18 protein-coding genes are annotated in these 22985 nt (G+C 44.3%); 10 read left to right on the forward strand and 8 right to left on the reverse strand.

Annotated elements, in window-relative coordinates:
• Positions 1-14: 14 nt before the first annotated feature.
• The 4 genes from K0625_RS05845 to K0625_RS05860 all read right to left on the reverse strand — a co-directional run bounded on the left by K0625_RS05845 (position 15) and on the right by K0625_RS05860 (position 4629).
• Positions 15-1094, reverse strand: coding sequence for a FecR family protein (locus tag K0625_RS05845; RefSeq protein WP_220108812.1), 1080 nt, complete (start codon positions 1092-1094; stop codon positions 15-17).
• Positions 1091-1672, reverse strand: a complete 582-nt coding sequence (locus K0625_RS05850) for an RNA polymerase sigma factor (RefSeq protein ID WP_333473834.1) — start codon at positions 1670-1672, stop codon at positions 1091-1093. Before K0625_RS05850 ends, K0625_RS05845 begins: the two co-directional genes overlap by 4 nt.
• Before the next feature lie 217 nt (positions 1673-1889).
• Positions 1890-3272, reverse strand: coding sequence for a Na+/H+ antiporter NhaC family protein (locus tag K0625_RS05855; RefSeq protein ID WP_220108814.1), 1383 nt, complete (start codon positions 3270-3272; stop codon positions 1890-1892).
• A 322-nt stretch (positions 3273-3594) separates the two neighbouring features.
• Positions 3595-4629 carry an alpha/beta hydrolase gene (locus tag K0625_RS05860; RefSeq protein WP_220108815.1) on the reverse strand — a complete coding sequence of 345 codons (1035 nt, stop codon included), beginning with the start codon at positions 4627-4629 and terminating at the stop codon, positions 3595-3597.
• 183 nt (positions 4630-4812) lie between these two features.
• Here K0625_RS05860 and K0625_RS05865 point away from each other — a divergent pair, with 183 nt between their 5' ends.
• The 7 genes from K0625_RS05865 to K0625_RS05895 all read left to right on the forward strand — a co-directional run bounded on the left by K0625_RS05865 (position 4813) and on the right by K0625_RS05895 (position 13943).
• Positions 4813-5313: a GFA family protein gene (locus K0625_RS05865; RefSeq protein WP_220108816.1), complete on the forward strand. Its 501-nt coding sequence runs from the start codon at positions 4813-4815 to the stop codon at positions 5311-5313.
• A 218-nt stretch (positions 5314-5531) separates the two neighbouring features.
• Positions 5532-7826: a DUF1028 domain-containing protein gene (locus K0625_RS05870; protein WP_220108817.1), complete on the forward strand. Its 2295-nt coding sequence runs from the start codon at positions 5532-5534 to the stop codon at positions 7824-7826.
• 146 nt (positions 7827-7972) lie between these two features.
• Positions 7973-8887: an alpha/beta hydrolase gene (locus tag K0625_RS05875; protein ID WP_220108818.1), complete on the forward strand. Its 915-nt coding sequence runs from the start codon at positions 7973-7975 to the stop codon at positions 8885-8887.
• Between the two features lie 110 nt (positions 8888-8997).
• Positions 8998-9441: a hypothetical protein gene (locus K0625_RS05880; protein ID WP_220108819.1), complete on the forward strand. Its 444-nt coding sequence runs from the start codon at positions 8998-9000 to the stop codon at positions 9439-9441.
• Positions 9442-9734: 293 nt separating this feature from the next.
• Positions 9735-10904, forward strand: coding sequence for a GGDEF domain-containing protein (locus K0625_RS05885; RefSeq protein ID WP_220108820.1), 1170 nt, complete (start codon positions 9735-9737; stop codon positions 10902-10904).
• 227 nt (positions 10905-11131) lie between these two features.
• Positions 11132-13042, forward strand: a complete 1911-nt coding sequence (locus K0625_RS05890; RefSeq protein WP_220108821.1) for a glutamate-cysteine ligase family protein — start codon at positions 11132-11134, stop codon at positions 13040-13042.
• Entirely contained in the window at positions 13029-13943 is a 915-nt protein-coding gene (locus tag K0625_RS05895; RefSeq protein WP_220108822.1) for a M14 family metallopeptidase, read from the forward strand. The genes K0625_RS05890 and K0625_RS05895 overlap by 14 nt, the downstream gene beginning before the upstream one ends.
• 107 nt (positions 13944-14050) lie before the next feature.
• Here K0625_RS05895 and dbpA read toward each other — a convergent pair whose 3' ends face one another.
• From dbpA to norR, 4 genes are all read right to left on the reverse strand, one after another.
• Entirely contained in the window at positions 14051-15427 is a 1377-nt protein-coding gene (dbpA, locus tag K0625_RS05900) for an ATP-dependent RNA helicase DbpA (protein ID WP_220108981.1), read from the reverse strand.
• Positions 15428-15709: 282 nt separating this feature from the next.
• Positions 15710-16393, reverse strand: a complete 684-nt coding sequence (locus tag K0625_RS05905; protein WP_220108823.1) for a DUF3313 domain-containing protein — start codon at positions 16391-16393, stop codon at positions 15710-15712.
• A 138-nt stretch (positions 16394-16531) separates the two neighbouring features.
• Entirely contained in the window at positions 16532-17947 is a 1416-nt protein-coding gene (locus K0625_RS05910; protein WP_220108824.1) for an MFS transporter, read from the reverse strand.
• Between the two features lie 172 nt (positions 17948-18119).
• Positions 18120-19706: a nitric oxide reductase transcriptional regulator NorR gene (norR, locus tag K0625_RS05915; protein ID WP_220108825.1), complete on the reverse strand. Its 1587-nt coding sequence runs from the start codon at positions 19704-19706 to the stop codon at positions 18120-18122.
• Positions 19707-19948: 242 nt separating this feature from the next.
• On the opposite strand from norR, the gene K0625_RS05920 reads away from it, so the two are divergent.
• The 3 genes from K0625_RS05920 to hmpA all read left to right on the forward strand — a co-directional run bounded on the left by K0625_RS05920 (position 19949) and on the right by hmpA (position 22885).
• Positions 19949-20260, forward strand: coding sequence for a hypothetical protein (locus K0625_RS05920; protein ID WP_220108826.1), 312 nt, complete (start codon positions 19949-19951; stop codon positions 20258-20260).
• Positions 20261-20314: 54 nt separating this feature from the next.
• Entirely contained in the window at positions 20315-21610 is a 1296-nt protein-coding gene (locus K0625_RS05925) for an NnrS family protein (RefSeq protein ID WP_220108827.1), read from the forward strand.
• Between the two features lie 72 nt (positions 21611-21682).
• Positions 21683-22885 (forward strand): NO-inducible flavohemoprotein, encoded by a 1203-nt coding sequence (gene hmpA, locus K0625_RS05930; protein ID WP_220108828.1) that lies wholly within the window; start codon positions 21683-21685, stop codon positions 22883-22885.
• Positions 22886-22985: the final 100 nt, after the last annotated feature.

A 22985-nucleotide genomic window follows, 5' to 3' on the forward strand; every position in this document is an offset into this window, starting at 1 on the left:
GAAGGAGGAATCCTCTATTGTATTGTTAATTTTTTTGTAGGATTGGTGTTACTAGATGCAGTTAAGTGGATGATATTGTCACTATCTTTAACATGCACTATGTTAAAATTACTGCTTAAAGAGGCCAGTAAGCCATCGACATCACCCGCTTTAAAGTAGCCTGCCACTTTCAGTTCTGACAGCTCAGGATCGACAATCTCGAATTTAACCGATGTATAGCGGCTTACATCGTCCAGTGCTTGAGATAAAGGCTCTCCCTCAAAAATAAGCATCCCCTGTTGCCAAGCCAGATCACGTTGCATCTGCTCAAGTGGCAAAGTTTCAACGGCCAAACTGATGTTTTTAGCAATCACGACCTTCTCGCCAGTAGAAACTAACAATCCCGGTAAGCTCTTCTCAGCGGTATCATTCAATGATTCTTTAATCTGCTCTAGGCTCTTATCGACAGAGGTTACCAGCACTTTGCCGTGAGTAACCACTAACTCCATATCCTGTTCATCATTTTTCTGAACATTAAAAACCGTGCCTAGGGCAGTAAACGCTTGCACACCAGCAGTCACAGTAAAAGGCTTAGACCTGTCTTTAGCCACATCGAATTTTGCCTCACCTGTCACTAAGGTAAGCTGGCGATAGTTTGATGAATAATCGACTTCGACAACACTATTGGTGTTTAACTGGACTTGAGTTCCATCAGGTAGAGAGAAGCTTGTTTGCTTGCCGACAGGACTCTCTAATCTTTGGGTGTAGACTTCACCTCCTCCCCAGATATGTTGAGAGATTTGGCCGCCCAAGAGCCAATTTCCTCCAATCAAAGAGAGCAGCAGAACACTTGCAGCGATGGCGGCATACTGCCACTTCGACTTACTCTTTGCAGTTTCAAGAGGGAAGAGCACACTGAGTTCATTAAGGACACTTAAATCGTCCCAATAGGAAGCCATCTCAAACAGAGCATCCTGATGAGCCTTACTCTCACTGACCCATTTAGACAGTGAAGCTTTTTCAGCCTCAGATAAACCTCTATCGATACGGCTTATCCATAAAGCTGCTTGCTCTTGAAGTTCCTCTTTACTGTAAAACTGTTTAATTGTACTCATCTGCTAATAAACTCTTTTATATTAGACTGACTATCTTGATGACTTGCAGACCGCTTTGATAACGCTGAAGGAGCTTGCAATGATTCACCTTGAGCACTGACGCTTTCCATATACTGTACGCTTTTGAATAATCCCTTGGCGACATGCTTCTCTACTGTGCTTTCACTGATATTAAGGTATTTGGCAATTTCACTTTGACTTAAACCATACACCTTTTTCAAAATAAAGCATTTTCGAACAGGCTCTGAAAGCTGCTCCGTCGCACGACAAAAAAATAGAAATCGCTCCTTGCTCTCAAACTCAGATTCAAAGGAAGTGGAGATAAGTTCTATGGGAGTCTCAACAAACTCTTCAATGGAGTGATTGAATCGATAGGAAGATTTGGCCACGTGATTCAAAGCCAGATGTTTTGCCGTTTTAAGCATGTAACTACGAACATACTTAATCTCTTGCTTTAGTTCAGCCTCATAACTGCGCACGAAGGTATCTTGTACTATGTCGTCAATATCATCAGGCTGCACGATCCGGCCAATTACTCGCTTTAACTTGTTCGAGTATTTAGCAAAAATGTCTGACACATTTGACCTATTCTTCGCTACCAACGAGACACCCTGAAAATAGTTAAGCTAAAAAGTTAACCTAAAACTAACATAGTTTAATCAGGTGATACTAATTTAGAGTTTGTAATACCAATCAGTATAAGACTCGGTTTCAAAGTGGCAGATGTAAAAAACACCAGGCAGTTCAACTGCTCTGGTGTTAATTTTTTACTAATTTTTGACTATAAGTAGTGAGTTATGCCAGCAACAGGAAGCCCACAAAGGTGACTGCCGCTGCAATTAAGGCGTATGGCAACTGAGTCACGGCATGGCTCACTAAGTTACAGCCTGAGCCTTGAGCCGCCAATACCGTGGAGTCAGAATAGAAACAGGCCTGACTACCGAAAGATGAAGCCGACAACAGTGCACCGATCACCAATGGAATATTGGCATCAACCGATTGCGCCAGTGGCATCACGATAGGGATAGAGACCGCAAAAATCCCCCAGCTTGAGCCAGTTGCAAATGCCAAAATCGACATGCTCAAGAACACCACGGCAGGCAACAGGTCTGGCGTCATAAATGGGCTTAGCGTATCGATGACATACTGAGGTAACATCAACTTATCGCACACATCTTTAAAGATAAATGCAGCGATCACAGTACCGATCGCCGGCAACATATTCTTAAAGCCGTCAATCATCTGCTCCATCATCTCAGACAGCGGCATCAGCTTTTGCAAACCATAGTAAGGTAAGGTGATCGCCAAAGTGGCCACTAACCCCTTCAATACATCGATATCAAAGTAAACTGTAAAGCCAACAAGTAGAAGAATAGGCACGAAAAAGTTATGCAACTTACCCTGCTCATCGGCGTGTTTAAACTCATCCTCAATCGCTTTAACCGCATATTCATCAGAGGTCTGCACCTCATCGAGATCGATCTGTTTTAACGCTGGCTCCCCTTGAGAAGCCGCAAGCTGAGCTTTTTTCATCGGGCCAAATGCGGGTACTATGCCTAAAATAACTAACAGCACCATAGCAACTGCGAGCCAGGCATAAAGCATGTAAGGAATAGCTTGCATATAAACCGCAATACCCTGTCCCTCACTTGCAATACCGTTATCCACCAACAGACCACCGAAGAACACTGCCCAAGTAGAGAGTGGAACAAGCACACAGATAGGCGCAGCCGTTGAGTCAACTACATAGGCTAGCATCTCACGGGAGACCTTAAACTTATCGGTCACTCGCTTCATGGTTGAGCCGACCGTCAGTGCATTGAGGTAATCATCAATAAAGATCACCACACCTAAGATAAAGGTCATAAAGAGTGATGATTTGGGGCCCTTGGCCAACTTTAGCGCATGGCGACCAAATGCCATCGAGCCACCAGTTTTCACCAATAACGCGATCAGGGCACCGAAGCCACCACACACAAGAATAAGCCAGCCAATGGTCTCATCGGCCATCACTGAAAGAGAGATATCGGTAAAATTAGTTAGCAAGTTTTCGGGCTCGAACATAACGAGCCCCACTAGTGCACCAATAATTAACGAAAGGATTGGACGGCGTAGCACAATCGCTAACACCAGGACCACCACAGGTGGAATAAGACTTAATGCTGTCGGTTCAGACATGCGCTAAGGTCCTTTTTAATAGAGCCAAAATGGCAAATTAATTACAAGACTTAGAGTCGAGGTCCAGACTCACTCTAAACTTATTGCTGCTTTATTATGGAGATACCAGCAACAAACAAAAATTGTGGTTCGCATAATCTCCCTTGGAAAAAACATCGCGCGAAAAATAATCCCGATTTGAATTTGAGTCAAGAATAAATATTCATCTTATGGCAAGTTTTTAAACAAGATAACACTATAAGGCTTTATCATCTGGATAAAACAGGCAAACAGAGAGCCCGCTTGCCTGTATCTTAGTTTATACCGTCAAGGGTTTAACCCATCACTTAAGTGTCGTTCGATAGAAACTATCTAACTTATCAACCGCTTGATTGACATATTTATGCTTATCATAAAGATCAAAGTGCTGCGCCCCTTTCACCTTAAACAACTCAGCCTCCCCACCCGCCTTCTTCGAACGCTCAACCGCCACTTCACTAAATGGTGCCGACAGAGCTTCAGTGCCAACAATCGCTAAGAAAGGCTTCCCTCGCATTAACTCCATATGTTCAGTTGGATTAAAGAAGTAACGAGTATCCAGAGACATGGCCGCCCGCATCGGGCTATACGTCGCCACAGCACCACCTCGCTCAGGATTAAGATAATAGTCAGCAGCGCGATCCCAAAAGGTTCCTAAACGCTCACTTTTAGGGGGAATACCATCGACATAGACCACCTCTCCCGTTTCAAAGTAACGTTGACGAGCATCACTGGCCCACTGGATCTGCGCCTGAAACTGCTCAATTTTATCCCCATTTAAGCCGTTCTGATATTGCGTTGCACCACTTAAACCATAATCGATAAAATCAACGAAGCCGCTCACAGTAGCCACGGAGTCGATACGTGCATCCATCTGAGACGTTTGTAGGCTATAGCCAGCACCAGAACATAACCCCAGCTCACCAATACGCTCGATATCAACACCAGCAACAGTGCGAATAAAGCTGATGGCATTTTTAATATCCTCTACCTTCATCGGTGCATTCTCCATCCCCCTTGGCATCCCCCCACTTTCACCATAACTTCTATGGTCGAAAGCAAGTGTCACATAGCCTTTATCGGCGAGTTTTTTTGCATATATTCCTGCCGTCTGCTCCTTCACACCACTGGCAGGTGTGATCACCACGATCGCAGGGAAACTCCCCTCTGGACTGTAGTTATCGGGCAGAAATAGATCTCCCGAAATACGTACACTCTCGCTTAAGAAGTTAACTGAATTCTTACCTGGATTAAAAAGCCCTTCAGCTGCAACTGAAAAGGGCGAATTCATCACAGAGGCTAGCACGACAGCAATAAGTGACATCTTTGTTTTATTCATTACTTATCCTTTTTAGAGGCGATCATATTTGACTACAAACAACCCCAATCTATTCAACATATTTAGTCGAAACGGATCATAATGGACTCTCATTTGTTGATATATGGCCCCAAGACCAACAAATTGTTGCCATATGAGAACAAATAGCTCCCTCTATCGAAAACAGAGGAAGATAAAAGCGTAATGACAGGGATAGTTGGAGCTGCTAGGTTATACCGATTGGTATTAATGTTAATTCAAGTCATTACCGAGAAGAACGGAATAGGGATTATGGAGCACAGCAGTGAGGTAAAAATAGAGGGAGGCTGCCTCTGCAGAGGACTCAGATACAGCATATCAGCCATGCCCTTCGATGCCGATCATTGCCATTGCCGACTCTGCCAGAAAAGTACTGGCGCAGTGGTAGCAAGCTGGATGGATTTTCGAACAGAACAGGTGAGTTGGTTATCCAGTACACCAAAAGAGTATGCATCATCGGAGACAATCAGGCGTGGATTCTGTCCTAATTGTGGGACAAGCATTAGCTTTCGCGACATTGACCATCCTCAATACTACACCTTAAGTATTGCGTCATTGGACGACCCAAATCTCGTAGCTCGTCAATACCATATACATACAAGCAGTCAGCTAAAATGGTTGAATATAAAAGATGAAACACCGAAGTATTCAACCTCTCGCCGTTAACATCATTAACCTTATCATCCAACCCATTTTCCACTCAAACCAATTGATTACCCCTGCAAGCTTATCAAACCCAAAAACAAACCCATCCATCGAAACATAAAACCACAAATAATAAACTCCGCAGCACCAAAGCCTTACAAATGCGATAATTTCGAAACATTATGTTACATTGGTGCAGTCCAGCTTCTCCTATTAAACTCTCACTAAAGGTGCTTTAGATGATCAAAGCTCGCTATCTCAATATATTAATCGGCTTAACCTTGATCATCAGTAATACAAGCTTAGCGACCTTTTCAATCGTGGCCGTGGACCCCGAAACCAGAGAGGTGGGGACCGCAATAGCCACCTGCATCCATCATTTTGATCTATCCCGCGTTGCTAAAATTGTGCCTAATAAAGGGGCTGTGAATACCCAAAGCTATATTAACTACACCAATACCAACAATGCAGTTTCTTATATGAAAGCAGATCTTTCAGCAACTGAACTTATCGACTGGTTAAAAGAGAATGATGCTCAACATCGTCCCGATATTCGACAGAATTTAGCCACCACACTCGATAGCCAAGGGGGAACTGATAGCGCAGCTTTTACAGGCGAGACCTCCTCCAATTACAAGGGGCACATAGTCGGTAACAACTACGCCATCGCGGGCAACATTTTATCGGGACAGGCTATTCTCGATAATATGGAGCAGGCTTTTATTACCACCGAGGGAGACTTAAGCCATAAGCTAATGGCTTCTCTGCAAGCGGCTAAACAAAATGAAGCCGATAGTCGCTGTAAGAACACCTCCTCAGCTTCAGCTTATCTTGGTGTTGCTAAGCCCAGTGATGATCATGCAACTCCCTTTATGCACTTGGTTTCCAGACCACTCGATCGCGCTATTGATCCCATCGATGAGCTGCAATCGCTTTTTTCCTCCTTTCAAGCTCAACAAGTTTTATTAAACCGATACAGCGATGCCGATCATGATGGCATAGCAGACAAACTTGAATATCCTCGCCTAACAGATTACGCCATTAACGTGGGGGTATTTAGCTATGCCAGTGGCAGCAACCTGTTTACATCCGGTGGCAATCTTCATCGAACAGATGTCAGCACACACGATGTCTCAGATTTAATCCTGACACTAGTGACTGGTACCGATATGTATAAGCTCAACTCAGGCAAACATATCGGATTCTCATTTATCGATGAGATAGGTAACAAGATCATCGTAAAAGATTCAGTGATAGGACAAAGTGCTTTTGCTCAACCCGGCGCCAATGAAACTGGAGTACTGACCGCGGTAGGTGTTGATCAAAATGGACGAGAGCTAGCTTTACTTCTCTACCTTGATGGCAATCTGAGTACTGGCGCCTTTTACGCATTAGACAGTAGTGTCCCTACAAGCGCTAATAATCGAGATGTAGAGCTCCCCGGCACTCCTTATGAGCCAGCTGAATATGCCGATAGTGATGGTGATGGCCAAGCTGATTACCTTGATCTAGACAGTGATAATGATGGTATTAGCGATGAGGTAGAGTATCCGGGACTAGTTAAATATCCCGTCAATGTAGGCGTATTTAGCTATGCTACAGGCAGTAACTTATTTGCTTCAAATGGCAGATTACACAAAACAGATGTCAGTACACGAGATGTATCAGGTTTAGTCCTGACATTACCAGCAGGCCCTGATATGTATAAGCTCACTACGGGTAAGCATATCGGCTTCTCATTTATCGATGAAGCTGGCAATAAGGTCATCATCAAGGATTCTGTGATAGGACAAACCGCATTTGCACAGCCAGGCGCCAATGAAACCGGAGTACTGACCGCGGTAGGTTTTGACCAAAATCACCGCCAAATTGCTCTGCTCCTCTATCTCGATGGCACTCTGAGTACAGGCAGCTTTTATGCTCTCGACACCTATGTTCCTGCAACTGCTAATAACCGAGATATAGAGTTACCAGGCACTCCCTATGACCCAAACAGCTATGCCGATAGCGATGGTGACGGCCTCGCCAATTACCTTGATGTCGACAGTGACAATGACGGTATCCCTGATGGTGAGGAGTATCGTGGCGATCTTGAATATCCTATCAATGTAGGTGTGTTTAGCTATGCCACAGGCAGTAACCTGTTCATATCAAGTGGCCGATTGCATAGAACAGATGTCAGTACACGAAATGTATCAGGTTTAGTTCTGACATTACCTGCAGGCCCTGATATGTATAAGCTCACTACAGGTAAACATATCGGCTTCTCATTTATCGATGAGATAGGTAACAAGATCATCGTAAAAGACTCAGTGATAGGGCAGTCTGCATTTGCACAACCTGGCCCTAACGAGACAGGAGTACTCACTGCGCTTGGCTATGATCAAAACGGTCGTCAAGTTGCCCTACTTCTCTATCTCGACGGCACTCTGAACACTGGTAACTTTTACGCACTCGACTCCTATGTTCCTGCAACCGCCAATAATCGAGATGTGGAGCTGCCAGGCACCCCCTACCAAGTTCAGCTCTATTAACTCACAGCAAAGCCAGATGAGAGTCAAGGTAGAGAGCGCAGAGCAACCTATGAGTGCCCCTTTATTCTCTATACCTTAATCCGTATGATTTAAAAGGATATAAATTAGAAGCTTAATAGCATCTCCAGCCCATACAAGGACCAAAAATGAAATGGATATCAGCTAAACAATGCCTACTCGCCATCGCTTTCACAGTCAGTTCACTCCCTATTGTAGGCTGTAGCAGTACAGTTGAAGAGACCTCCAGTTCCACTGAGATGAACAGCCTAGTGCCCCTGAATTTTTTACCGGCTCTGGCAGGTGAGTATTTCAAACTAGGATCTGAATCTGTAGGCCGTCCATTCCATATCTATGTTCGACTTCCCGAGGGCTATGATGAGAATAAAAGTAAACAATATCCAGTAGTCTACCTATTGGATGGTGACTCTCTGTTTCCCATCTTAGCGACCAATCATCTCTTTCTTCAATATGACGATAAACTACCGGAAGCTATCATAGTCGGTATCGCCTACGGCTCATTTCATCCCAGCATCAATAAAAGAGGCTACGACTTTAGCGCTCCCGCTGCAGATGCAAAACCTAACCAAGGTGGTGCCCCCAAGTTTCAGCAGTTTCTAGAAACAGAGCTAATACCAGATATCGAAAACCGCTATAGAGCCGATCCCAATAAGCGAGTACTCTTTGGTCAAAGTCGAGGGGGTTATATGGTTTTATATAGCGCTTTCACTAAGCCAGATCTTTTTTGGGGACATATCGCCAGCAACCCTTCAATAAAACCTGGCCGCGAGCGCTTCTTCTCGACGCCTAATTCAGCAAACAGGGATGATTTATCCCTTATTCTCACCTCAGGCTCACATGATCGCGGTTACTCCAGAGACAATGCTATGGATTGGGATAAATATTGGAAAAATCGTCACGATGCGCCTTGGGATATAAAGGTATTTACTATCGATGGTGGGACCCATGCGGCCAACAGCACAGATAGCTATCGACTGGGGCTTAATTGGTTGTTTCAAAGAGAGGATACAGAGACAGGTTCGCCTATTACTGAATCGAACTAAAATCAGTACTAAATAGCTTTACTCTTCATCGAATAGACCTTCGAAATAGCTCTTCAAGTTAGAGGGTCTTATCAATTCAACAAAGATAATCAAAGAGCGGGAGCCCAGATATGACTCGACAATTAACTATGATATTTACCTTTCTGATTGCCAGTCTCGGTGTACTAATAAGCAGTGAGACAGTCAATGCCGATGACACTAAAAAAGTCATCACAGAAAACAGTGCGCAAGTGAAAGGCACTCAAGCGACGAATGGCCAAGTAAAGCTAATCGCGGGTCAGGAAAGAGCATGGCAAGCATCACAAGCACAATGGCTTAGCTTAGATGCTTTTTGGCAATACTGGGCAGATAGTCGCGGTGGTATCACCTGGGGAAGCAGTAGAGACTACCCGCCCTATGAGCAAGTCAAAGAGCAAGATACACTGCTAATCCAGCTAGATAACGGCACTTGTATGATGGAGTTCTGGCACTCTCGCTGGCGACGTGCAAACGATGTTAGACGCTGGGACGATGCCTTTAATCACTACTCAGCCTGCCCCTATGTATTTGACTAAATACTCGCCTTAACTTCATGCAGGACTAAAGTAAAAAAAGCCCATAGACAGTGGGCTTGGTTCGAGCCATAACTCTAAAACTCTACAATCATTAGCTCTCTCTCCATAAGAGAAATAAGCGAAATATTTCATTAACTCTCCATTTCTCAGTTATTTAGGTATATAGTCTTAATAAATAAACAGGTTATCTTTCTGATAACCTGACTTTTCAATCATCACTTTGTCTGAAAGACCTATAATTAATTAGTGCAGCTAACAGTATTACGGATATAAAAATTGGCGATATAAATACAATGAAAAGAAAGCTATTTTTATTACTATCTTCACCGGTTAATGACTTCGAAAATCGAGTCTACACGGCAAGAATAGCTCGTTACTTTAGCCAAAGTATTAGAAACTCATCGCTACTGCTCATGGCTTCATTAGTCCTCTCCTTCTATCAGTTTTACCTAGATTCCTCCTTAATTTTATTAGCAATTTGGCAGAGCATATTTGCTGTGACTATTATTGCCGTTTACCTGATAGACAAAAACGGAAACGCACTCGTTGCTCAAAATGCTGATTACCCCAATCTCAGAAAGAAACTCACCCAACGCTTTTTTTTCGGTCTATTGATTGCGTTGTTATTCGGTATTAGCCCTTTCATATTATTGGGTAATGTTCCCCTAGATCATGTACAGCTTTACTATATTTTTTTAATCTGTTTATTCGCAATCATTCTAATAAGCAATATTAGCTTTCCAGAATACTATATCGCCTATGGCATACTTATCCTTCCCCCTATCCTGCTTCATGCTCTCACACGCTTCGATGACCATAGCCAAGGAGTCATCGCTTTCTCATCCTTTTTCCTATTGATAGGCGTTCTACTGATGAGCCGTAAATCGATTGAGATGTCTAAGAGTGCGCTCAATGAAGTCGTCTACAGCATCACCTTAAAAGATCAGATGCTTGAGATGATGGAGATGCAAGAACTGATCGAGCATCAAGCCCATCATGATGAGCTAACCGGATTAGCAAACCGACGTAAATTTGAAGAGGAAGCCGTTAAGATAGAAAATCGAGCCAAAAATTTTGGTGGCATTTTTGGGCTTATCTATGTGGATCTAGACAAGTTCAAACCCATCAATGACACCTACGGCCATCAATATGGAGACTGGGTACTTCAAGAGATCGCGAAACGGATCACCAGCTGCACACGGGAAACCGATCTTGTGTGCCGCATGGGAGGTGATGAATTTTGTGTACTAATACAAAACGTCACAGATAAAGCCGAGCTAGAACATCTTTCAGGCTTATTAAAAAACCGGATAAAGATGCCATTTGCCATAGATGGTATCGATTTCAAACTGGGTGCCAGCATGGGGGCGGCTATCTACCCTGCTGATGGTAAGAGTGTAGACTCCTTAGTATCCAGTGCAGACCATAAGATGTATGCAGAGAAAAAAGCCACGCAAGGCTAATAGGCTTAAAGAGAGCTACTTTATTTCTTTAGAACACTCACCTACAGCGCAAAAAAACCAGCTTATTTAACCACCAACTAGACACCAACAAGCATTAACCACCAAAAATAAAACCAAAGGCAAACACCACCACTTTAATCCTGTTGAAGTTCAGCTAAATCTACTGTAGCTTGATAAATGTTCGTATATAAGTAAGTAGTAATAAATCGTGTATGAGGTACTGGCTTATGGGGCAACAACAAGTTAATCAACAAAGCTCACCAGATACAATCCGTATGTTTATGAAGTCTCTAATCAAAGACGTACACGCCTTAGAAGAGATGCTTAAAAAGGAGATGTTTGAAAAGGATATTAGCCGAATAGGAGCTGAGCAGGAGTTTTTTTTAGTCGATGAACATATGGATCCCGCTCCATTAGCAATGAAACTATTGGAAAGCATGAATGACCCCTGTTTTACCAATGAACTCGCCTTATTTAACCTCGAAGCAAACTTAGATCCCCACGAATTTACCAAAGACGCCATCTCAAAGACAGAAAAACAGCTTCAAGATTTATATAAGAAGCTACTTAAGCATATTGCCGCTGAAAATGGCGAAGTCATTACCACGGGGATTTTACCCACCATACGCTACCGTGATTTAACCTTAGATAATCTTACTCCTCAGCCTAGGTACTTCGCCCTAAATGATACTTTAGGTCAGCAACGTGGCGAAGATTGTAAACTGTATATCCGCGGTCAGGATGAGTTATCTTTTAGTCATGACAATGTATTGATAGAGGCCTGTAATACTAGCTTTCAAGTTCATTTTCAGGTATCCCAGCAGGACTTTGCTCACTACTACAATATCTCCCAAGCAATAACAGCTCCTCTATTGGCTATTGCCGCTAATAGCCCACTATTATTGGGGAAACGCTTATGGCACGAGACACGTATAGCACTCTTTCAGCAAGCGATAGACACTCGTCAATCTAATTTAAATTTACGAGAATCTGAACCTAGAGTTTGGTTTGGTAGCCAATGGGTAAAATCATCTGTTTTAGAGCTATTTCAAGAGGATATATCTAAGTTTAAAGTCTTAATATCTAACGATATCGAGACTGATTCAATGGCACAGCTTAAACAAGGTCAAACCCCAAAGTTAGATGCTTTATGTATGCACAATGGCACGGTTTATCGCTGGAATAGACCTTGCTATGGTGTACAGAACAATGTTCCACATTTACGCATTGAAAACAGAGTGTTACCTTCCGGCCCAACTATTGTTGATGCGATTGCCAATATGGCATTCTTTTTAGGCTTAATGAATGGCTATGGCTCAAGGCTTGATGATGTGACAAAAATCATGGATTTTAGTGCGGCCAAAAAGAACTTCGATAACGTATCTATGCGCTCTCTAAATACCGATATTGTTTGGTTTAATGGTGAAGTTATCCCATGTGCCGAACTTATCGAACGCGAATTAATCCCTGTAGCTCGTGAAGGATTGGCTTTAGCCAATATTGATCAAACCGATATTGATAAGTATATGGGTATTATTGAGCAGCGAGTCGCTAAACGCACGAATGGCAGCATATGGATGCTACGTAACTTCGAGAAGATCCATGAAAATGGCTATAACCATAAAATAAGCAGTAAGTTACTAGTGCAAGTAATGCATAACCGACAAGCTACAGGTAAACCATTACACCTATGGGATGATGTCACACAAGATGAGATGTCAGCACTAAAAGAGACCTATAAATCTGTAGAGCAGGTGATGTCGACTAATATTTTCTCAGTGAGAGGAGACGACCTCATCGACTTAGCCGCTAAAATTATGCATTGGAATAACGTCAGACACCTACCCGTCGAGTCTGACTCTGGTGAACTGATAGGGGTGCTATCTTACCGACAGATACTAGATATTTACGGTCGATACGCCAGCGCTGGTGACGTTCATTTAGTCCCAGTTAAAGAGGTGATGAACGCAAAACCTATCACCATCACTCCACACGGCTCAATAGGCGAAGCTATTAAGTTGATGCGTGAGAATCTTATTAGTGCCCTGCCAGTTGTTGATAATGGCCATTTAATGGGCATGATGACTGAAGCTGAACTGTTCAAAGAGTACAGTACTTTATTAGATGGCTTACATTAATACTGTGAAGAAACTACCTTATATATATCAAGATATAACGGCAAAAAATTCCAATTCATTACTCGTGGTCACAGCCGCTGTTCACGGTAATGAAATGGTAGGCCTTAAGGCGATTGATACTTTAAGTGACATAGTGTCCAAGATACCTTTAAAGGGACGAATCGTCGTCATTCATGGGAATCCAGAAGCGACAGCTCAAGGAGTGCGTTATGTTGACCAAGATTTCAATCGCGCTTTTACCGCTACAAACCTTAACTCTGAACCTACAAATCACGAACTTGTCTCTGCACAGCATCTAAACCAATTAATGTTGAATTTACTCGATGAGCAAGCTTCCAATACCACTAAACACCTACTCGATATTCACTCAATGTCATCAACTGGCACGCCGTTTATGTCATTTGTTGCAGATAAACCACCACAGCTGATAATTGAACAAACTCCAATACCTGTGATTGAAGGGATCATCGATAGTTTAGAGGGGTGTTTAGCTAAATGGTTTGCTCCCCATTTTAGTAGCAGCCATATCGTTGAATGCGGCCAGCACCAAGAGCAATCTACTTTTAACTTTGGGTTTCATACCTTAATCTATCATCTATACCTATTTGATATGCTGGAAGATTGCGAACAAGTGCAGCAGGCCTTCGACTATCTATCTAGCCATACCTATCCCTACTCATACTTAAAAACCAACATCTGTTATCGTCAGGCGGTCAACAAAGATCAGATATTTGAGATGCAGCCAGGATTTGTTAATCTTCAGCAAGTTAACGCAGGTCAATTATTGGCTAAAATATCGGGCAAAAAAGTACTAGCGCCCTTTGATGGTCGAGTAATTTTGCCCTGTTACCAAAGGCAGTGTGAAGAGGGCTACTTTATAAGCCAAGATAGGCAACGATAAGGTACCAATCAGCCTAAATACTAAAAAAGGAGCGAACTTAAGTTCACTCCTTTTATCGTCTAGATAAGTCGTTTATCTGCATCCACTAGCGAGAATTGGAGACTAGCCTAGCGCATCTCCCAAGCACGGTAGCTGCGACCTTTAAGTTTGCCATTGGTGATCTTGTGTAGTGCACGTTTGGCGACTTTACGGTCGACTGCAACATATGAGCGGAAGTCGGTAATTTTGATCTTGCCAACTTCAGAGCCTTGAATGCCATCTTCACCGGTTAACGCACCTAAGATATCGCCAGGACGCAGCTTGTTCTTCTTGCCACCATCAATCTGCAGGGTCACCATTTTAGGTTGAGTTGGGAAGGTATCGAGTAAGCTCTCAGGCGGTAACACTTCACTGGTGATCTCGCGATCCAGATACTCCTCTAACAGCTTAACCTTATAATCATCTTCATAATTATAGAAAGTATAAGCAGCCCCTTTACTACCAGCGCGACCAGTACGACCGATACGGTGAATATGTACTTCGGTGTCATAGGCAAACTCATAGTTCACCACCATATCCAGCGCTTCAATATCCAAGCCTCGAGCTGCAACATCGGTCGCCACCATAATAGAGGCGCTCTTATTAGCAAACTGCATCAAGGTGATATCTCTATCCCTCTGCTCCAGATCTCCATGCAGAGCCACAACACTGAAACCGTCATTGGTTAAGGTTGCCGCCACATCTTTGGTTTCACGCTTTGTATTACAGAAAACCACCGCGCTCTCAGGTCTGTGTTGCAGCAACAATAGACGTAGTGCCTTTTGGCGATCTTTGTTGCTTTCCAGCTCATAGAAGTGTTGGTCTATGGTATTACTATCGTGAGTCGAAGTGACTTTTACCATCACAGGCTCATACATGATCTCTTCGGCGATCTTCTGGATCTGCTTAGGGAAAGTCGCACTAAATAGCAGCGTCTGACGCTCACGTGGCATCTCGGCCATGATGTAATCAAGATCTGGCAGGAAGCCCATCTCTAACATGCGGTCCGCTTCATCAAGCACTAAGGTATTCACATCTTCAAGGCTTAAACGCTCACGTGATAGGTGATCGATTATACGACCAGGTGTTCCTACAATAATGTGAGCACCATGTTCAAGCGAGCCGATTTGCGGTCCCATAGGCACGCCACCACACAGGGTCAGCACCTTGATATTGTGGATACCACGAGCCAAGGTACGGATCTCTTTTGCGACTTGATCAGCCAATTCTCGGGTAGGACACAGCACCAAAGACTGAATACGAAAACGCTTCACGTTTAGCTTGTGCAGCAGACCTAAACCGAAGGCGGCCGTTTTACCTGAGCCTGTCTTACCTTGGCCAATAACATCTTCACCGTTTAAAATTGCGGGTAAACTCTGGGCCTGGATCGGCGTCATCGAGTCATAACCCATAGTCTTTAGGTTATCGAGTAGTTCAGGTTTTAGCGTTAATGTCGAAAATGACATCTTACTGTCTGCATTGGGGGTAACTTGGCTCAAGGTCTATTCCTATTTTTATCACGACGAACATCGCCATGAAAGCGACACACCAGAAAAACCGGTATAACGCTGAAATCAATCGAATTTATCAAGCCGAGTACTATGTTGTGAAATGGACAGTATGGGGGCCCGATAATAATGGGCGTGATTATAGCAAGGATTGAATTGAGTTGCTTGCATTGGATAGCAAGTCATAAAGCAGTAGCAGGCTCTGTACTATCTAGCCTGCTACAGTGTTAACAAAGAGTGTTACTCCGCCATCTGCCCTCGTAGGGTTAGACCGATCCGCTCAACCCACCAGTCCACAGCATCCTTAGCATCATCGGTGGAATCTATCATGGTGCTGAGATCTTTACTGCCAGATTTCCTGTCGATAACGGCAACGATAGACTCACCAGAGCTGGCATCGCTTATCATCATCTCTATGGTCGCACTGCCTACATTGGTATGCTCGCCTGTGACCACTTTTGCAATAGTTGAGATCCCAAGACCGACAGGCAGCAAACTACTGGTCACCGCTAAAATTGGGTTCGGTGTTTCGATATTGGTTAACGCAACACTGATCCTTAACGTCTTATCTTTAGGCTCATCCACCAGCTTAAAACGAGATGAAGCTTTATGTTTTATCTTCTCCACTAGATACTCAGAAACCCCGACAATCTCCGCCTCTGACAAGTTGTCATAGCGAGTTTTATCATCCAACACCAACCACACTTGATCCACCATCACACTATCGTACTGCTTAAGTATTTCATTCAGATCTTGGATACTTTTGATACCAGGCTTAGACCAGATAAGATCGCTTCCACCATCAGGTCCAGGTCTAAAATCATCGAAACTGTTAAACATCTGTGATTGGCGGTAATCATGAATAACACCGCAGCCTGTTAACATGAGCAGCATCATACTCACGGCAATTCGACAACACTTCATCACTATCCCACCTTTAGTTTAAGTGCAGACAGTTTAACCCCGCAAAGCACAACTGTATAGCAAAATGATTACCCAACTTAATTTAAGGCAAATATAAAACCCCGATTAACGAGGCTTCAAAGCTCGATTCATTTCACTCTATACGGTAACGGGCTCCGGCTCATCGAGTTTATCGGCGTCTAAACGCTTAATCACAGCTCCATAAATAATTAAGGAGACAGCAGAAGCCGTGGCTATGGCCGCAAACACATACCAGATATAGTGTGCATTCGCCGATGCACTCACCCAAGCCTCATGGGATTCGAAGGTACGAGGATCTGGGCAATATGCCTGAAGCAGATAACCTGACAGACCGAAGCCCAAGAGTGAACTGATAAAGGAGTGGAGGTGGGAGAAACCCAGATACAAGCCCTCTTCTCCCTTAGGGGCCTGCAGTGAGAAGTACTCTAAAAAACGTGGTGAGATAAACGACTCTGCCAATCCCTGAAACACAATTCCCAATATCATCATGGCAGCGATAGGGTGCATCTGCATAAAACCAAGATCAATATCCCCCTCTAGCATATTGCCAGAGGCCATTAAAAGCGCTGAAAGAGGCATGATGAACATGCCTATGGTCATGGAAAAGAGTGCGCTCCTGCGGCTCATCAGCGAAGTCACAAAACTGACACTTAAAAAGACAACCAGAGGATTAACGTTGGCATACCAAGATGGTGACGCTCCCTCTCCCGCCATACGCAGAACATACTTAGGCATAGTGGCGTAAAGCTGATGTTGAACCATCCAGAAACCGGTAATAATAAGGATCAGAGTTATTAAACGTGCGTTGATCAATACCTTACCTAGGGCATTCATCACCTCACTGAGTGACTTTCCTTCGCTATTTGATTCGGCATTTTTAAAGAAAAAGAAGATACTAATAAACGCCACTAAGGTCATAGTAGCGGCAAAGTAATTAAGGTTTACTAACCCTAAATCCCCCATAGACTCACGCAGTGGCTTAACCACAGTTTTCCCTGAAAAAGCGCCAATGTTCACCATCATATAAAAGATAGAGAAACCCTTTGCCCTGTTTGCCGTTGTGGTGGATTTTGCGACCGTTGCAGTGATCACCGCTTTGATAAAGGACCCACCTATCATGATAATCACAAGGATCGGCACAATTACCCAGCGTATATCAGCGCTTTGTAATCCATGATAAACCACCTCTCTGCCATACTCGACCAGACCTTGCCCTTCGAGCAACGCAGGAAATATCGCTAAACCGGCATAGCCAACCGTCAACAAACCAAAGGCGAGCAGCAGTGCGCCTCTAAAACCCATCTTGTCCGCAAGTGCGCCAGTAAAAGTAGGTAGGAAATATAAGCCTGCAGAGAAGGAGCCAGCTAACCAAGCAGCTTCAACATCGGTAAAACCTAAGATGCGAGACAGATAAAGGGTGATCACGATGAACACCCCGTAATAGGCGGCGCGCTCTAATAGTTCCACGCCATTTGCAATCCAAAATGTGGTTGGAAAGCCCAGCTTCGTTTCCGAAGCGGCACTGTTATTCATATTATTATCTTCCGGGTTTAAAGGTGAGTAAGAGACAGTGTCGCCCAAGCTAATTGCTCGCCCGCAGCGATGCAATCTTCACCATATCGATTTAATCTCTTTTCTATATCGATGAAATATACCCCGTAATTAAACGCTTCACTCTTACTGAAAATCTACTGCCAGCCCACACTTAACTGTCGGCAATGACGCTCTTGGCGACACGGATCCCCAGACGCTTAGCCAAACGATTTAAGTTAGCTCTATCTATCTCCAAACGTTTAGCCGTAGCCGACCAGTTTCCAGACTCCTCAGTTAACACTTGAGTGATCACCCGGCGCTGGAATGCTTCGGTGGCTAACTTGAGATTGGCTTCGACCTCTTCACTGATCCTTGGGGTTGAATCTCCTTTCAGCACGTTAGCTGACTGCAGGCTTGATGTTGCGACTAGATGTTCCATATGCTCTAGCCCGATACGTACTATCACCGAATTTACGCTGCCTTTAGCGCGCAGAGCTGCACGAGCAATCACATGCTCAAGCTCCCTGACATTACCCGGCCAGTCATATCGATTTAACGCATCGATAGCCGAAGAGGTAAGGGTAAGTTGCTGCATTCCCAGCTTACGGCGAGTCAACTCAATAAAATAACCACTGAGCAGAGTCACATCTCCCTCTCGGGATCGAAGGGGGGGAACCGAAATAGGATAGACACTCAGCCTATGATAAAGATCGGCTCTAAAACGTCCCTCCTCTACCTCCACCTTTAACTTGCGATTTGTTGCCGCAAGAATACGTACATTCACTCGCTCAATGTCATCCTTACCAACAACCTGGATCTCTTGGTTTTGCAGCACACGCAGCAATTTACTCTGCACAGAGAGTGATAACTCACCTATCTCATCGAGAAAAATGGTGCCGCCGTCAGCTAAGCTGAACTTACCTATTCGGTTTCGGTCTGCCCCAGTAAACGCACCTTTTACATGACCAAACAGCTCACTCTCAATCAAGCTTTCAGGTAGTGCCGCACAGTTAACATATACAAGCGGCCCTTCGACCCGTTTAGATTGACGGTGCAGAGTCCTTGCCACCAGCTCCTTACCCACCCCCGTCTCCCCCTCAATCAAGATGGAGAAATCTGAGATGGCCACCATGTCTATCTCACGTTTAAGCTTAAGCATCACCAAGCTATCGCCAATCAACTCACCACCATCTTTTACTAAGGCTTCATGAGTCAACTCGGCAACCACCTGCTGATTATGCAGTGAGTGATGCTCCAGCTCCTGCAGTAAAATGGCGGTTTTTAGCGTTGCCGCCGACATGGCGGAGATGATATCTAAACTCCTTTTGGGAATATCATCAAAAGCGTTAGGACTCATGCTGTCCAAAGTGAGCACACCAATTAAATTATCATCTGACATCAATGGCAGACCCATGCAGGCGTGAACTGGCAGATCCCCCTCATGGGCGAGCAACATGCCATCATAGGGGTCAGGAAGTGGACTACTAGCAGCAAAACGTATTGGAGTCGATGACTCGCAGATCGCCTCAAATCTAGGGTGAGCGGCTATCTCAAAACGCCGTCCCAAGGCATCCTGAGTCAAGCCTTGTTGGGCTAAAGGCTTAAGAAACCCAGATTCAACATCCAGTAAAACAACCGCATCACACTCCACCGCATGCCTAACGGTACTCAGCAGACGCTCAAACCTATCTTTAGTGGTCAAACTATTTGCCAGATCCAGTGCTAACTCGATTAAAGCCTGTGGAGAGAGTTCACCCACTGTCTACCTCACTGTTTATCTATCTGTTGCCATTAAGGAACACGTTAACATGAACTAACTCAAAACACATCAATCGAGTCAATATGACTACATTCAGTATGTAGTCATATTGACTCATTACAAGTGTAAGTAAAAACAAAACAGCATAAAATCATAAAGTTACATTTCTGGCATGGTATTCGCTATGTCATAGGGTAGAGAAGATATCAGTGAATGAGTAAGCATAAATAGGTGAGGAGTTTATGATGAGCACAGCACACGCAGCAATTCAACCAAGCTTAACGGCCAGTTGGTCAACCTATGAAGCTAGTCACTCACATAAAAGGAACAAGCGAAATTTCTCACGAGTTTTGCTCAGTGGTAACGGCGCTATGTTCATTGCAATGTTAGGCATAATAACCTGCATTATTATCGGCTATACCCACGATGAGTATTTCTCTTTATGGACCCAAGTCGCAAGCCATATTGCCCTTATTCTTTTTGCGACAGTAGTAAAAATAGGTTATGTGATGCGCTGTATCGGCCTACACGGCTTAGGCGCAACTCAGCTGTAAACCGCTTAAAAATTTAAGTTAAGTCATTATTTTTAATTAACATAAGAGCAGTAGATGAGCAAAACTTTCCACAGCATCAATGAACCCGCTAAACAGCAGGTCAGTAAAGCAAGACTCAATCAACAACTACACTCGACAGGAGAGCTATCGGACGCAGAGAAAACTCACTTGCCCCCTAAATTGTTGAGTTTTACTCAACAGCCCCTATGGGATCTGGCATTTCGACCTTGGTTTCTAGCTGGTACCATAAGCTCAGTATTAAGCGTTGGAATATGGCTCCTATTTCTCCATGGCTATCTTCCCGCTTTAGCAAGCTCTGGCCTGACTCCAGTGGCTTGGCATATTCATGAGATGTTATTTGGATTCGGGGCTACTATAGCGGTGGCTTTTCTACTGACCGCGGCGCAAACCTGGACCAATAAGCGCAGTATCAATGGCGGCTCTCTGCTAACCCTCACCTTGATCTGGTTGATGATACGCGCACTTCTGTGGAGTGATGATACAAAAATTCAGGTGCTCGCCTTAGTACTTCAAGCTGGGTGGTGGTTAGCCTGTATCGGTTTTCTCGCCTCTATGGTTATCCGCGCTAAAAGCAAACGAAACTACCAGTTTATTCCTCTTCTTAGCGTGATGATGCTACTGAATTTAAGCTTCTTAATCGCTGACTTTAGCGGACATACTGAGCTAGCACTCCATCTAGCTCGCACAGCTATCCTAACCTTCGGCCTGCTGGTCGGCATCGTCGGTGGGCGTGTAATCCCCTTCTTCACCGGACGCGGCGCCGACAATGCTCAAGTAAAAGCCACGCCAATACTCGACAAACTTCTGCCAGTGGTCACGATTATCGGCATAGGTATCTTCTTCACTGGCCACTTTATTGCACTACCTTTTACCCCCGCCTTTGCCTTAACCAGTGCGGGCATTATTCACCTGCTTAGACTCTGGCATTGGGATCCACTTTCGACGCGCAAAGTTCCACTTCTTTGGTCACTGCAATCGGCATATCTGGCCCTTGGGTTAGGTCTCGTCGCCTTAGGAGTAAGCTACCACACCGACTTAATTCGATTTGCCGATGCGCTACACCTGATCACCGTCGGTACCATAGGCGGCATGATCTTAGCGATGATCGCTCGCGTCTCTCTGGGTCATACAGGTCGACCACTTAAGCCACATCCATCACTGAATATCGCCTTTGCACTCATGTTTATCGGCACGCTAGTGAGGTTTATTCTGCCACTACTGCAGATGCCAATTATGGCCTGGGACATCAGCGCTATCTGCTGGATAACCGCTTTCTCCATTTTCATCTGGCACTACGCTCGCATTCTCATGAGTGCAAGAGCCAGCTAAGCGTTAATTTTCTACCTCAATCGAACGATATTTTTCGTCATAAAACACACCCTATATCAGAAGGATATTTAGATGTTATCTGAAAAACATATCAGCATAGTTAAGAGCACCATTCCCCTATTAGAGTCTGCTGGTACCGCCATTACTGAACATTTTTATCAGAGAATGTTTAACCATAACCCTGAGCTTAAAGATATTTTCAATATGAGCCATCAAAAAACTGGTGGCCAACCTGCCGCACTGTTTAATGCTGTTGCCGCTTATGCTAAAAATATCGACAACTTAGGTGTACTTTCCGGTGCAGTAGAGCGCATCGCCCATAAGCACACTAGCTTCAATATCCAACCCGACCACTATCCGATTGTCGGACACCATCTACTAGAAACGCTACGGGAACTGGCACCCGATGCCTTTACCCCTGATGTTGAGGAAGCATGGGGCGCAGCCTATGGCTTGTTAGCTGGGATCTTTATTAAGCGTGAGGACGAGCTATATCAAAAGAGTGCCACTCAAGCAGGTGGCTGGCTTGGTGCAAGACAGTTCCGCGTTACTCAAAAACGTGAAGAGTCGAGCCTAGTCACTAGTTTTGTTTTCACCCCTGTCGATCAACAGCCAGTAATTGGTTATGAGCCTGGTCAATATTTAGGGATTAAAGTCGCACCTACCGATCATGAATTTCAGGAGATACGCCAATACTCACTGTCAGATAAGCCAAACGGCAGCAGCTACCGAATTTCGGTAAAACGTGAGGCAATAGGGATCCCAGGTGTTGTCTCTAACCATCTACATGACCACCTTAATCTTGATGATATTGTTGATATCTATCCACCTGCGGGAGATTTCCACTATATCGAACGTGAAGCACCTGTGGTACTCATCTCAGCGGGAGTTGGCGTCACTCCTATGCAATCCATGCTGGAGATGTTAGCCGACAAAGCGTTTGATAAACCCGTCTTTTATCTGCATGCCTGCGAAAGTGTTGAGCAGCACTCATTCAATCAGCGAGTCAATCTGCTAAGCGAGAAGATAAACCTTCAGCACCATACCTGGTACCGTGATATAGGCAGCCTAAATAAAGATCAGATGAGTGCCAATGTTCAGCAAGGTTTTATGAATCTAGCCCTGTTAAAATCACAGCTACCTTTGACTGATGGTGATTTTTACCTATGCGGTCCCGTTGCCTTTATGCAATTTGCCAAGCAGCAACTGCTTGAGTTAAATGTCAGTGAAGAGCGCATCCACTATGAGGTGTTTGGCCCCCACGCAGATCTGTAACAAGGCACTGAGAGGGCGGCTCAGTTTCATCTAATGCAGTGGCCCTCAACTAGCTCTTAGCAAACAATTCGGTTACCCTTTGGCGAAATTGCACTAACGC

Source organism: Shewanella nanhaiensis, from assembly GCF_019457885.1.
In the GTDB taxonomy this organism is placed as follows: domain Bacteria; phylum Pseudomonadota; class Gammaproteobacteria; order Enterobacterales; family Shewanellaceae; genus Shewanella; species Shewanella nanhaiensis.